Annotated in this window: 12 protein-coding genes; 3 read left to right on the forward strand and 9 right to left on the reverse strand. The window is 70.0% G+C overall.

The genetic code is table 11. The features are described from left to right. Positions 1–1,389 (reverse strand): glycoside hydrolase family 3 protein (locus OUA97_RS21055; protein WP_267234015.1); only part of this gene is annotated, 1,389 nt, incomplete at its 3' end. A 68-nt stretch (positions 1,390–1,457) separates the two neighbouring features. Here OUA97_RS21055 and OUA97_RS21060 point away from each other — a divergent pair. Next, a complete protein-coding gene (locus tag OUA97_RS21060; protein ID WP_267234016.1) occupies positions 1,458–2,114 on the forward strand; it encodes a TetR/AcrR family transcriptional regulator in 657 nt (218 codons plus the stop codon). Positions 2,115–2,129: 15 nt separating this feature from the next. Here OUA97_RS21060 and OUA97_RS21065 read toward each other — a convergent pair whose 3' ends face one another. Continuing rightward, positions 2,130–3,824 carry a class I adenylate-forming enzyme family protein gene (locus OUA97_RS21065; protein ID WP_267234017.1) on the reverse strand — a complete coding sequence of 565 codons (1,695 nt, stop codon included), beginning with the start codon at positions 3,822–3,824 and terminating at the stop codon, positions 2,130–2,132. 115 nt (positions 3,825–3,939) lie between these two features. On the opposite strand from OUA97_RS21065, the gene OUA97_RS21070 reads away from it, so the two are divergent. Both OUA97_RS21070 and OUA97_RS21075 read left to right on the forward strand, forming a co-directional pair. Beyond that, on the forward strand, positions 3,940–5,175 hold the full coding sequence (locus tag OUA97_RS21070; RefSeq protein ID WP_267234018.1) for an acyl-CoA dehydrogenase family protein: 1,236 nt from the start codon (positions 3,940–3,942) through the stop codon (positions 5,173–5,175). 178 nt (positions 5,176–5,353) lie between these two features. Next, positions 5,354–5,941, forward strand: a complete 588-nt coding sequence (locus OUA97_RS21075) for an NADPH-dependent FMN reductase (RefSeq protein WP_267234019.1) — start codon at positions 5,354–5,356, stop codon at positions 5,939–5,941. On the opposite strand, the gene OUA97_RS21080 is transcribed toward OUA97_RS21075, so the two are convergent. From OUA97_RS21080 to OUA97_RS21110, 7 genes are all read right to left on the reverse strand, one after another. Beyond that, a complete protein-coding gene (locus tag OUA97_RS21080; RefSeq protein WP_267234020.1) occupies positions 5,938–6,885 on the reverse strand; it encodes a DUF5996 family protein in 948 nt (315 codons plus the stop codon). The genes OUA97_RS21075 and OUA97_RS21080 overlap by 4 nt on opposite strands. A 10-nt stretch (positions 6,886–6,895) precedes the next feature. Beyond that, positions 6,896–8,686 (reverse strand): M3 family oligoendopeptidase, encoded by a 1,791-nt coding sequence (locus OUA97_RS21085; RefSeq protein WP_267234021.1) that lies wholly within the window; start codon positions 8,684–8,686, stop codon positions 6,896–6,898. A gap of 97 nt (positions 8,687–8,783) precedes the next feature. Then, positions 8,784–10,916, reverse strand: coding sequence for a PQQ-dependent dehydrogenase, methanol/ethanol family (locus OUA97_RS21090; protein ID WP_267234022.1), 2,133 nt, complete (start codon positions 10,914–10,916; stop codon positions 8,784–8,786). Between the two features lie 78 nt (positions 10,917–10,994). Continuing rightward, positions 10,995–11,639, reverse strand: coding sequence for a hypothetical protein (locus tag OUA97_RS21095; protein WP_267234023.1), 645 nt, complete (start codon positions 11,637–11,639; stop codon positions 10,995–10,997). A 92-nt stretch (positions 11,640–11,731) separates the two neighbouring features. Next, positions 11,732–12,493 (reverse strand): alpha/beta fold hydrolase, encoded by a 762-nt coding sequence (locus tag OUA97_RS21100; protein WP_267234024.1) that lies wholly within the window; start codon positions 12,491–12,493, stop codon positions 11,732–11,734. 9 nt (positions 12,494–12,502) lie between these two features. Continuing rightward, positions 12,503–12,952 carry a DUF3237 domain-containing protein gene (locus OUA97_RS21105; protein WP_267234025.1) on the reverse strand — a complete coding sequence of 150 codons (450 nt, stop codon included), beginning with the start codon at positions 12,950–12,952 and terminating at the stop codon, positions 12,503–12,505. Continuing rightward, positions 12,949–13,083 (reverse strand): hypothetical protein, encoded by a 135-nt coding sequence (locus tag OUA97_RS21110; protein WP_267234027.1) that lies wholly within the window; start codon positions 13,081–13,083, stop codon positions 12,949–12,951. Before OUA97_RS21110 ends, OUA97_RS21105 begins: the two co-directional genes overlap by 4 nt. Positions 13,084–13,254: the final 171 nt, after the last annotated feature.

Here is a 13,254-nt window from a genome sequence, read left to right on the forward strand (position 1 = left end):
GAGCGACGGGGGCGGAGGGCCGGGGCGCTCGGTCCCCCATTGGGGGGCAAAGTCGGGGGGGGGGGGGGGGGGGGGGGGGGCGCCCGCGGCCGCGGCCGGGTCCGTGCCGGGATCGTAGGTGACCTGGACGTTCAGCGCCCGCTCCTGGATCGCCGCCAGCGGCGCGGAGGGGTGATAGGTGATCTGCGAGAAGGCCGAGGACATGCCCATGGTGACCGCGATCTCCAGGGCCGCGCCGCCGACCGGGATCACCTGCGAGGAGCCGCCGCCAGACAGCACGCCGACGTCGGCATGGGCGCCGATCACCGCGATCCGCCGGTTGCTAGAATCTATCGGCAGGATTCCATCGGCGTTCTTCAGCATGACGATAGCGGCCTCGGCGGCGTCCTGCGCCACCTTGGCGTTGGCGTCGTAGTCGGTCGCGCGACGCTCGGCCGGGTGGTCGAAAACCCCTTTGTCGATCAGGCTTCGCAGGATCCGGTGGACCATGTTCGCCAGCCGCTCGAACGGGACCTCGCCCTGCTCAACGGCATCTTTCAGCAAGGCCCCGAAGTAAACCTGCCGATCGAGCTGCTCGCCGCTCTCCTGATCCATGCCGGCGAGCGCCGCCTTGGCGGTCGAATGCACGGCGCCCCAGTCGCTCATCACCCAGCCGGGGTAGCCCCAGTCGCGCTTGAGGACCTGGTTCAGCAGGAAGTCGTTTTCCCCGGCCCACTCGCCGTTGACCTTGTTGTAGGCGCACATGACCGAGCCGGGGTCGCCGCGCTCGATGGCGATCTGGAAGGCCAGCAGGTCGCTTTCCCGCAGCGCGCCCTCGTCGATCTGGGCGTCGACCACGTGACGGCAGGTCTCCTGGTCGTTCAGCGCGAAGTGCTTGAGCGTGCAGACGATCTGGTTCGACTGCGCGCCCTTGATCGCCTCGCCGGCCAACACCCCGGCCAGCAGCGGGTCCTCGCCGAGATACTCGAAATTGCGCCCGCAACGCGGCTCGCGGGTCAGGTTGGCGCCGCCGCCCAGCAGCACGTTGAAGCCCTTGTCGCGCGCCTCCGAGCCGACCATCGCCCCGGCCGCATAGGCCAGCTCCGCGTCCCAGGTGGAGGCCAGGGCCAGCCCCGAAGGCAGCGCCGTCGCCCCGTCGCCGGGCCGGATCTTGCGCGGGTTGGCGACCCCGAGGCTGGCGTCGGTCTCGTTGAGCGCCGGGATCCCCAGCCGCGCCACGCCAGGGATGTAGCCCGCGCCCATCGCCGCGTCCGCCGGCGGGTTCTCCAGCAGGGTCGGCATCGGCCCGTGGACCAGGCTGATCATCTCGTCGAGGGTCAGCTGCTCAATCAGCAGCGCGGCCCGCTCGTCGGGCGAGCGGCTCTTGTCCATCCAGGGCTGGGCGGTCATGGCGGGGTTCCTCGGGGCGTCGTTGCGCGGACGCTATCTATTTTTACCCAATCGGGCAATATTAAGCCATGACCCAGGCCGCCGCACGTCCCAGAGGCCGTCCAAGAGGCCGTCCCGCCAAGGACGCCCGCTCCGTCGAGGAGACCCGGGCCGCCATCCTCGCCGCCGCCCTGAAGCTCTTTGCGGAACGGGGGTTCGAGGGCGCCGCCTTGCGCGACATCGCCGCCGCGGCCGGCGTCGAGCACAGCCTGGTGCGTTACCATTTCACCGACAAGTCGACCCTCTGGCGGTCGGCGCTGCGCAGCCTCATCGACCAGATGAACGCCGGACGCCGCGCCGACTGGCGCGGGACCTACGGCCAACCGCTGCTGGAGCGGTTCAAGCAGGCGCTGCGCGACTATGTCGGCTACTGCGCCCGCCATCCCGAGCACGCGCGGATCATGGTCCACGAGACCATGTCCGACACCGACCGCACGGCCTGGATCGCCGAGCAGATCATCGGGCCGCAGCACCGCGCGGCGCGCCGGAACATTGAGACCCTGATGGCCGCCGGCCACCTGCCGCGCATGGAGCCGCGACGGCTGATCTACATGATCGCCGCGGCGGCGCAGGCGCCCTTCACCCTGGCGGGCGAGCTGCGCTTGGCCTACGGCGTCGACCCGATGGCGCCGCCCGAGGTCGAGGCCCACGCCGACGCCGTGGTCGCCGCATTCGTCCGCGACTAGGACGCCCGCGTCAGGTTAGAGCGCCTTTTCGGGGTTCAGCGTCTCGCGCAGCTGGCGCTTGAGGAACTTTCCGCTGGCGTTGCGCGGCAGCGGGTCGTTCATGAACCACAGGTAGCGGGGCACCTTGTGCTTGGCCATCAGGCCAGAGAGGTGCTCGCGCAGTTCCTCCGGCGAGACCATCGCGCCGGGACGCAGCAGCACCGCGGCCCCGACCTCCTCGCCCAGCCGCTCGTCCGGCACGCCGAAGACGGTGACCTCGGCCACCGCCGGGTGGCGGAAGATGCCGGCCTCGACCTCGGCGCAATAGACGTTCTCGCCGCCGCGCAGGACCATGTCCTTCTTGCGGTCGACGATGAAGATGAAGCCGTCCTCGTCGATCCGCGCCACGTCGCCGGTGTGCAGCCAGCCGTCGGTGATCGACTCAGCGGTGGCGTCGGGGCGGTTGATATAGCCCTTGATGACCGGCGCGCCCTTGACCCACAGCTCGCCGACCTGGCCGGCCGGCACCGCATTGCCGTCGTCGTCGACGCACTTGGCCTCGAAGGCCGGCATGGCCGGGCCGCAGCTGTCGGGCTTGTCGACGAAGAAGTCGGCTGACACCGCGGTGATGATCCCGCAGGTCTCGGTCATGCCATAGCCGGTGTTCGGCCGCGCGGTCTTCACCGCCCCGTCGATCTTGGCCACCAGGTCCGGCGGCAGCTGCGCGCCGCCGCCGCCGAGGGTCAGCAGGCTGGAGGTGTCGGTCGTCGCGAAGTCGGGATGGTTGATCACCTCGCGGGCCATGGTCGGCACGCCGCTCATGGCGGTGATCTTCTCCTTGGCGATCAGGCGCAGCGCCTCGCCGGCGTCCCAACGGTACATCAGGACCAGCTTGCCGCCGCCGGCGGTCACGGCGTAGGCGCCGCAATTGTTGGCGGTGACGTGGAACAGCGGCGTGGTGATCAGCGCCGCCGGGATCGGCGCGTCCTCGGGGTTGGGGACCACGCCGGTGGCCTTGGCCACGGCCAGCGCCTGGACCTGGGCTGAGAAGCCCATGTTCATCAGGTTGGCGATGCAGCCGCGGTGGGTCAGCTGCGCGCCCTTCGGATTGCCCGTGGTGCCCGAGGTGTAGAAGATGCAGGCGTCGGCGTCCGGGTCGACGCTGACCTGCGGCATCGCCCCGCCGCCGGCGATCACCTCGGCATAGGGAATGACGCCCGCCGGCGCGTCGGTGCGCACCGCCACCAGTTTTGCGCCCTGCGCCATGGCCGGGCGCTCGAGAATGCGGGCCAGGCGCTCGACGTCGGCGAAGATCACCTTCGGCGCGGAGTCCTTGATCGCGTACTCCATCTCGTCGGTCACCCACCAGGCGTTCATGCCGACCGCGGCGACGCCGATCGAGAGGCAGGCCCAGTAGAGCAGCATCCATTCGGGATAGTTGCGCATGGCGATGGCCACGCGGTCGCCGGGCTGGACACCCTGCGCGAACAGCCAGGCGGCGATGGCGTTCACCTGGGCGTGGGCCTGGGCGTAGGTCAGGCGATCGTTCTCGTAGACCAGATAGTCGCGGTCGCCATAGGCGGCGGTCGAGAGCCACAGTTCGCGCACCGATGGCGGCGCGTTCTTGTACATGCGGATCATGTTGCCGCGCACCGGGATCTCGACGATCTCGAACGGGGCGCCGGGCGCCGTCAGTTCCGACCAGGCCTGCTTCAGCTCTCGATAGTGCATGGACTCCCCAATTGTTTGATCACCGGCCGCGTCGAGGCGGACGGCGGGACTTGCCTTACGACACGACAAGCGCCGACGCTGCGGAACGCAAGGACAAAACAGGGAGATAGGCGCCGTGGCGATTGATTTCGAGATTCCGGAAGACGCGAAGGCCGTCCGCGCCCGGGTGCGCGAATGGGTTGAGCAGGAGTGCATTCCCGCCGAGGCCCGCCTGAAGGACAAGGAGTCGTTCCAGGCGGTGCTGGCCGAGCTGCGGACCAAGGCCCGCGCCCAGGGACTGTGGCTGCCCTTCATCCCCAAGGAGTACGGCGGCATGGGGCTGGGCCCGCTGGCCAACGCCCTGGTGCAGATGGAGCTCGGCCGCAGTCACCTCGGCGCGCTGTCGATGAACAGCCAGGGTCCTGACGACGCCACCATGCTGACCCTGCTGGCGCACGGCACCGAGCTTCAGAAGGAAAAGTTCCTCAAGCCGCTGCTGAACGGCGACAAGCGCGTCTGCTACTCGATGACGGAGAAGGCCTCGGGCGCCGACGCCACCGGCATGCGCACCACCGCGGTCAAGGACGGCAACGAGAACTACGTGCTCAACGGCGAGAAGTGGTTCTCCTCGGCCGCCAGCGCCGCCGACCTCGCCGTGGTCATGGCCCGCACCGACCCCGACGCCCCGCGCCACCAGCAGTTCTCGACCTTCATCGTCGAGCTGCCCAATCCCGGCTACGTCATCAAGCGCGACATTAAGACGATGGCCGTCGAGGGCCCGCTGTCGCACATCATGGGCGGCGGCCATTCCGAGATCGAGATCAAGGACCTGGTGATCCCGGCCGAGAACCTGCTCGGCGGCGAGGGCCAGGGCTTCAATATGGGCCAGCACCGCCTAGCCTACGGGCGCCTGCGCCACGGCATGCACAACGTCGCCATGGCCCAGCGAGCGCTGGACATGGCCACGGCCCACGTCACTCAGCGCTCGACCTTCGGCAAGCCGCTGGCCGAGCGCCAGGCCGTCCAGTTCATGCTCGCCGAGTGCGCCAGCGAGCTCTACATGGCCCGCCTTATGCTGCTGCACATCGCCTACAAGGCCGAGCGCGGCATGGACCTGCGGCAGGAGAACTCCATCGCCAAGGTGTTCCTCGCCCACATGGTGCACAAGGTCGTCGACACCGCGATCCAGCTGCACGGCGCGCTCGGCTACAGCCAGGATACGCCGCTGGCCAGCTGGTACACCCACATCCGCTCCCAGCGCCTGGTGGACGGGCCGGACGAGGTGCACCGCTGGACCGTGGGCCGCAACGTGATCAAGGCCTACCAGCAGTTCGGCACCACCGCCTCGGCGGCCGGCGGCGACCTGCTCTAGGAACGGCATTTCCGAGGGTGTCATCCCGGAAAGCGCGCAGCGCTTGTCCGGGGCCCATTCGCGCCGTGCAGAAGATGCGGCGACGTCTTGCCGTCGACGGCGAGATCAGGTGTTCATGGGGCCCGGACTTCTGCGGCTGCGCCGCTGCATCCGGGATGACATCAAGATTGGAACCCCGATGACGAACGCCTCCCCTCCGCTCCACATCGTCGGGCTCTCCGGAAGCCTTCGCGCCGGCTCGTTCAACGCCCAGCTGCTGCGGGCGGCCGCGCGGCTGGCGCCGGCGGGCGTGCAGATCGAGGTCGAGACCATCCGCGGCGTGCCGCTCTACGATGGCGACGTCGAAGCCGCCGAAGGCATCCCGGCCAAGGTCGCCGAGTTGAAGGACAAGATCGCCGACGCCGACGCGCTGTTCCTGGTGACGCCCGAGTACAACAACTCGATCCCCGGCGTGTTCAAGAACGCCATAGACTGGTTGACGCGGCCCGCGAGCGACATCGGCAGGGTGTTCGGCGGCAAGCCGGTGGCCTTCATCGGCGCCTCGCCCGGCGGTTTCGGGACCATCCTCAGTCAGGAGGCCTGGCTGCCGGTGCTGCGCACCCTCGGCACGCAACCCTGGTTCGGCGGCCGGTTGATGGTCTCTCGCGCCCACAAGGTGTTCGACGAGGCTGGAGCCATCCTCGACCCGGCGATCGAAGAAGCGCTGACCGGCTACGTCGCCGGCTTCAGCGCGTTCGTGGCCGAGGTGAAGGCCGGCCGCGCCTAGCAGCGCCGCGGCACGCCGGGCGCGCCGAACGCGCACTCCAGCTCGGCGCGCGGCCAGGCCCCGGCGTCGGCGGCCGCGACATAGGTCGAGAGCAGGAACTCGGCGAGCGCCGCCTCGGGATCGGGCGCGGACCGCACCGCCTCGTAGGGCAGGATGAACTCGCCCAGCCCCTCGTGAAACGCCGCCTGGGCAGGACGCACCACCGTCTCGCGGAACCCCTTCGGCTCCGGATAGGCGTAGGCGTAGAAAGCCGGGAACTCGACCAGGCCGCCGCCGGGCCAGAAGCCGGCGCTGGCGACCTCGTGCGAATAGGCCTCGCGCGTGACTGCGTCGGGCAGGTTCGGGATGCCGCCCGGATGGCGCGGGGCGGTGCGTCCGGAGAACCGCGTCACCGCCAGGTCGAACGCCCCCCAGAACAGGTGCACCGGGCTGACCTTGCCAAGGTATCCGGTGCGGAACTCCTGAAACACCCGCTCGATCCGGATCAGCGCCTGCCACAGCCGCCAGGCCGCATCGTGGTCGTAGACGCGGATCGCCGCGTCCTGGAGGAACGGGACCGGGTCGGGAATCTCGTTGGGAACCCCATCGATCCGCACCGGTCCGCCGGTGCGCGAGAGCATCTCCTCCACCGCCCGGTAGACATGGGCGATGCTCTGCCCGGCCAGCGGGATTTCGCCGAGAAAGCCGTTGCTGGCCCGGCAGCGCAGCTGGTGCTCGACGAAGTCGAACTCCAGGTCGAACAGACCGCCGGCGTTGGGGACAGGCGAGGTGGTGAGCCCGCGCGGCGAAACGTAGAGCGCCACCTGCCAACCGTGATTGACCCAGGGCGCGCAGGCGGTGCGCGCCTTGCCGACGATCTGGCTCATCAGGTGCAGGGTCTCGAAGGTCGCGCGATCCTGCGCGTAGTCGAGGGCCGGCCAAGGGTTCGATGTCGCCTCGGCCATGCCCGCTCCCTCACACCAGGTCGTCGAACTCGTCGACGAGCCGTTCCAGTTGGCTCATGCCCGCGGCCCAGAAGGCCTTCTCGCGCGGGTTCAGCCCGAACGGCTTTAGCGCCTCGACATAGGTCCGGGTTCCGCCGGCGGCGAGCAGGTCCTCGTAGAGCGGGGCGAAGGCGACCGGGTCCTCCCGGCGCTTCTCCATCAGCCCGCGCACCAGCAGGTCGCCGAACGCGTAGGCGTAGACGTAGAACGGTGCGTGCACGAAGTGGCTGACATAGGCCCAGTAGTGCTCGTAGCCAGGGTTCAGCTTCACCGCCGGGCCGAGGCTCTCGGCCATAACCTCCAGCCACAGGGCGCTGATGTCCTCAGGCGCCAGTTCGCCCTCCTGGCGCATCGCGTGGAACTGGGTCTCGAAGCGGTGGAAGGCGATCTGCCGGACCACCGTGTTGAGGCCGTCCTCGATCTTGCCGGCCAGCAGGCCCATGCGCTCCTGCTTGGAGGCGCCGGCCAGCAGCCGCTCGAAGACCAGGCCCTCGCCGAAGATCGAGGCGGTCTCGGCCAGGGTCAGCGGGGTGTCGGCCAGCAGGGTGCCCAGCGGCGCACACAGCGTCTGGTGCACGGCGTGACCCAACTCGTGCGCCAGGGTCAGCACGTCGCGCCGCTCGCCCATGTAGTTCATGAACACATAGGGATGCCGGTCGGCGGTGACCGGGTGAGAATACGCGCCCGACTGCTTGCCCGGGCGCGGCCGCGCGTCGATCCAGGGATGGGTGAAGAAGGTCTGGGCCGTGTCGGCGAACTTCGGCGCCAGGTCGGCGAAGCTTTCCAGCACCATGCCGCGGGCCTCGTCCCAGCCGTAGGTGCGCGGCGCGGCGGTGTCGAGCGGGGCGTTGCGGTCCCAGTAGTCCAGGGTCTTGCGGCCCATGACCTTGGCCTTCAGCGCATAATAGCGATGGCTGACCGAAGGATAGGCTTCGACCACCGCGGCCTCCAGCGCCTGGACGGCGTCGGCGTCGACCTCGTTGGCCAAGTGCCGCGAGGCGGCGGGATCCGGGTACTTGCGCCAGCGGTCCTCGACCTGCTTTTCGAAGGCCAGGGTGTTCATCGACAGCGCGAGAACCGGGGCGCGTTCCTCCAGCGCCTTGGCCAGGCCCTGAGCGGCCTGCTTGCGGCGCGCGCCGTCGGGATCCGACAGCCGATTCAGCGCCTCCGACAGGGTCAGGTTCTCGCGTCCGACCTTCGCAGTCAGCCGCGCCAGGGTCTCATCGAACAGCCGCGTCCAGTTGGCGACCGCCGGGCCGCGATCGATCAGCAGCCGCTCCAGATCGGCGGTCAGCTCATGCGGGCGCGACAGCCGCACCCGCCGCATCCAAGGCCGCCAGCGGGCGGCGGGCGGATGGGCCTTGAAGGCCATCTCGATCTCGTTGTCCTCGAGCTGGTTGAGCTCGAGCGTGAAGAACAGGCTGTCGGCGGCGATCTGCGCGGAGCGCGCCCGCAGGTCGGCCTCGAACTTGGCCCAGGCCGGATCGTCGCGCGCCACCGACGCCGAAAGCGCCGCATAGGCGCCGACGCCCCAGAGGCCGTTGGTGGCCTTTTCGTACAGCCCGACGCCGTGGTCGAGCACCTCGCCCAGGTGCAGCGGGTCGGTGCGCAGGGCGGTGAAACGTCCCTTCAGCTTGACCAACTCGTCATTGGCCGCCTTGGCGGCGGCCAGGTCAGCCTCGATCTTCGGATCCTCGCGCCCGGCATACAGGTCGGCGAGGTTCCACTCGGGCAGGGTGTCCAGTTTCACGGGAGCGTTCATGCGGGCACAGATAGACCCTCGGCGGCGCGGTCGCTAGCGCAGCGACCGCCTCCCGCTCATCCCAGCGAAGGCCGGGACGAGCGGTGGTGAGACCATCCTAGCTCTTCGGCGCGGCTCCTCCCTTGGCCGCCTTCGCCTCGGCCTGCACGGCCCGCGCCTCGGTCAGCACGTAGGCGCGCAGGTCCTCAGCGCCCTTGGCGTCGATGAAGCGGCTGAAGCTGGCCATGCCGCGCTCGGCCAGCGCTCCGTCGATCAGCACCGATTTCCAGCTGTCGGCCGACAGCAGCATTTGCGAGCGGCGCAGGTCGGGCAGATAGGTCCCGGTGGCGTTGGGGCCATGGCAGACCTGGCAGTTCTGGTGGAACAGGGCGAAGCCGCGCTTGGCGTCGCCGGTCGAGGTCACGCCGGTCAGGTCGAGCTCGAACTTCTCGGGTCGGACGTAGGCCGGCGCCGTCGCCTTGCCGCCCAGCTTGAAGACCAGCAGCCGGCCCGGAAGCCGCGGGCGGTCGGGCAACACGAACGGCGCCGACAGCGCCCCGGCCCCGCCGTAGCCGACCATCTGGGCGACGTATTGCTCGCCGTCGATCTCGTAGGTCATCGGCGCGGCGATGACGCCGTTGTCGGTCTGGTAGGACCAGAGCTTCTTGCCGTCGGCGGCGCTGTAGGCGGCGAACTCGCCCTGGGCCGCGCCCTGGAAGATCAGGCCGCCGCCGGTCGACAGCACGCCGGCGTTCCAGAAATAGGGGTGCTGGATCGTGAAGCGCGCCTTCTGGGCCACCGGGTCCCAGGCGATCAGCTCGCCCTTCACCATCGCCTTGAGGGCGGCGATCTGCGCCTTGTCGGTGGGCAGGGCGTTGGCGAGGAAGTCTGTGCCGACGTTCCAGCCGCCGGCGCGGTAGCTGTAGCCTTTGTCCGGAGTATAGGCGAACGGGATCACCTGGGCCGGGATGTAGACCAGGTTTTCCTTTGGGTTGAAGGCCATCGGGTGCCAGTTGTGAGCGCCGAACGGCGCGGGCACCTGCAGCGAGGGCGCGTTCTCATAGCGCACCCCGGGGTTCTCGATCGGGCGGCCGGTGGCCGGATCGACGCCCTTGGCCCAGGTGATCGGCACGTACGGCTTGGCCGAGATCAACTGGCCGTTGGTGCGGTCGAGGACGTAGAAGAAGCCGTTCTTGGGCGCCTGCATCAGCACCTTTCGGACGGCGCCTCCCACATTCATGTCGGCCAGGATGATGTGCTGGGTGGCGGTGTAGTCCCAGCTTTCGCCCGGCGTGGTCTGATAGTGCCAGACGTACTCGCCGGTGTCGGGCTTCAGGGCCAGGATCGAGGAGAGGAAGAGGTTGTCGCCCTTGCCGTCCGAGCGCTTGACGTGGTTCCAGGGCGTGCCGTTGCCGACCCCGGCATAGAGGATGTCGAGCTGCGGATCGTAGGCCATGGCGTCCCAGACCGTGCCGCCGCCGCCGGTAGCCTTCCAGCCTTCGCCGAACCAGGTGGCCGCGCCCTTCTCCTTCATGACCTTGTCGGAGGCGGCGTTGTCGGGCTGCCCGTTCGGATTGGGCGTGGTGTAGAAGCGCCAGAGCAGCTTGCCGTCATTGGCGTTGTAGGCCGACAGGTAGCCGCGCACGCCGTACTCGCCGCCGCCGTTGCCGATCAGCACCTTGTCCTTGATGACCCGCGGCGCGCCGGTGATCGTGTAGGGGCGCGAGGTGTCGGTGGTCTGCACCGACCAGACCGGCTTGCCGGTGGCCGCATCGAGGGCGATCAGCCGGCCGTCGAGGGCGCCGACATAGACGCGGCCCTTCCAGACGGCGACGCCGCGGTTGACCACGTCGCAGCAGGCGTCGAAGCCCTTCTTGCCGTCGACCTTGGGATCGTAGGACCACTTCAGCGCGCCGGTCTTGGCGTCGAACGCGAAGACCTTGGACCAGGCGGTGGTGGTGTAGAGCACGCCGTCGACCATGACCGGCGTGGCTTCCTGGCCGCGGTCGGTGTCGAACTCGTGCATCCAGGCCAGGCCCAGCTGACCGACATTGCTGGCGTTGATCTTGTCGAGCGGGCTGTGGCGCTGCTCGTCATAGGTCCGCCCGTAGGAGAGCCATTCGCCGTTGCCGGCGGCCGCCACGATCCGCTCGCCGTCGACATTGCCGGCCTTGGCCGTCTCGGCCTTCTGACTGCATGCGGCCAACACCGCCGCCACGGCGATGACCGCCGCCAGCTTCAAGCACTTCATGGATGCGCCTCCCTGTGGCCGTCGTCGTGCGGCCTTTGGAGGAACTATGCGCCTATCTTCGCCGCGGACAAGGCGCCGCTAGGTCACCTTCCGCGGACGATCCAGGGCGAAGGCGGCCAGCCCCAGAACGAGGTAGATAGCCAGCGCCGCGCCGCCCAGTCCGGTCGCGTCGCCGTCGCCCGGCATGACCATGGCGATGATCTGCACGGCGAGCAGGATGCTGGTGAACGCCAGCACCGGCCACAACGCGCGCCCTTGCCGGCCCCGCACAAAGGCCCAGGCCGCGGCCCCCAGCCCCAGCAGGCCGATCTCCACCGCCTGCTCGGGGACCGGGTAGTTCCAGAGCCCGAAGCCGACCTTGGTCCCGCCGAACCAGAGCTCAAGGTCGGGCCGGTGCACCAACAGGTCGCCCAGCCAGTGCGAGAACACCACCAGGGCGATGGCGATCGCCGCCCCCCAAGGCAGCCGCGCGGCCCGCGCCAGCAACAGGCCCGCCAGCGACCATAGCACCACCGCAGGCAGGCTGTGGGTGAAGGGCATGTGGTAGAGGTCGAGCGTGCTGCCCGGCAGGCTGGGGTCGATGCGCGCCTTCTCGACCCCGGCCATGAGCAGCGCGGCCCAGCCGATGTCGATGGCCTGGGCGGCGATCACGTAGCTCCACAGCGGGGCGCGCGGCTCAACGGCCTTGGCGGCGAGGGAGGCGGCGTAGTGACCGACGAACATGGCGCGGGCTCCAGTGGACCTGGCCGCCAAGGTCGAGCTTGGCGGCCGCCGGCGCAACCGCTCAAATCCAAACCCCGCCCATTCGAAAACGACTAGGCGAGGAACTCCGCCAGGGCCGCGGCGAACTGCGGCGCGGCCACGACGCTGCGGTGGTCGCCGGGCGCCAGCCGCAGCCGCGCGCCCTTAATCGCGGCGGCCAGCCGCTCGGGCCTGGCGGCCAGCGGATCGGCGTCGCCGGCCAGCACCAGGGTCTGCGCAGCGATGTCCTCCAGCGGAATGCGGCTGGCGTGGACGACCTGGGCCTGGGCGGCCAGCGCCCGGCGATCGGCGCCGGTCGCGTCGGCCAGCTGGCGGAAGCCGCGCGCAGCGGGCGGGATGTCCGCCGGATCGTCGGCCAACAGGGCTTTGACGATGTCCTGGTTGTCGACCACGCGGGTGTCGACCCCGCCCTGAGCCAGGATGCCGTCGCCGACGCCGCCGATGACCAACCGGCGGATGCGCGGCTCGCGCGTTCCGGCGATCAGCGAGACGATTGCGCCCATCGAGTAGCCGACCAGGTCGAAGGCCGGAAAACGCAGATGGTCGATCAACTCGGAGACGTCCCGGGCCATCCGGTCCTCGCCATAGAAGGCCGGGTCGTGCGGCTTGTCGGACTCGCCGTGGCCGCGTGCGTCGAGCGCGATCACCCGACGGCCGGCCGTGGTCAGGGCGCCGACGACGCCCGCGCCCAGCCAGTTGAGCTTGGCGCTGGCCCCGAAGCCGTGATGCAGCACCACCGGCGGTCCCGGCAGCTCCGCGCCCCACTCGTGCCAGACGATGCCGACGCCGTCGGACGTCACGAACCGCTCGCCCATCGTCTCCCCCTATCCGATTTCGTAGACGCGCAGCCGCACCCGGTCGGCGGCCCGCTCGCCGACCGCCAGGGCGAGCAACCGGTTCAGCCGCTCAAGGCCAGGCGCGGCGGTCCGCAGTCGCACCGAAGTGCGGAAGTAGTAGCTGGCCGGATCCACCGCCTCGCCGCGGGCCAGGGCGGCCAACACCTCCGGCGGACCGTGGCGCAGGCCCTCGGAGCGGACCTCGACCGTCCCCTGCCCGGCGATGTCGAGGGCGTAGTGCGCGGCGATGTCCATGCGCCCGTCCGGCCAATGGGTCTGCCAGTCGCCGCCGCCGGGCAGCACCATGCCGTCCAGCCCATCGCCGACGCGTCCGCCCAGGATCGGGATGAACCGCCGCCCGTGCGGTGAGGCGTCGACCGACACCGGCGCTCCGACCAGCACCTCCAGCGTCATCAGCAGGGAAAGGCCCGGGGTCATGCTTGCGTCTCCTCGCGGCGCAGGCCGGTCAGCACCTTGTAGCGGGCGGCGATAGCCTCCAGCTCGCCGTCGGCGAATACGTCCTCGATGCGGTCGAAACCCTGCGGCGCGCGCTCATGGGCCAGCTGCATGCATTGCTCCGGACCGTTGCCGCGATTGGCCATGACGATGGCGGGGGGGGGGGGGGGGGGCGCCCCCCCCCCCCCCCCCCCCCCCCCCCCCCCCCCCCCCCCCCCCCCCCCCCCCCCCCCCCCCCCCCCCCCCCCCCCCCCCCCCCCCCCCCCCCCCCCCCCCCCCCCCCC

Source organism: Phenylobacterium sp. 58.2.17 (assembly GCF_026411515.1).
GTDB lineage: Bacteria > Pseudomonadota > Alphaproteobacteria > Caulobacterales > Caulobacteraceae > Phenylobacterium.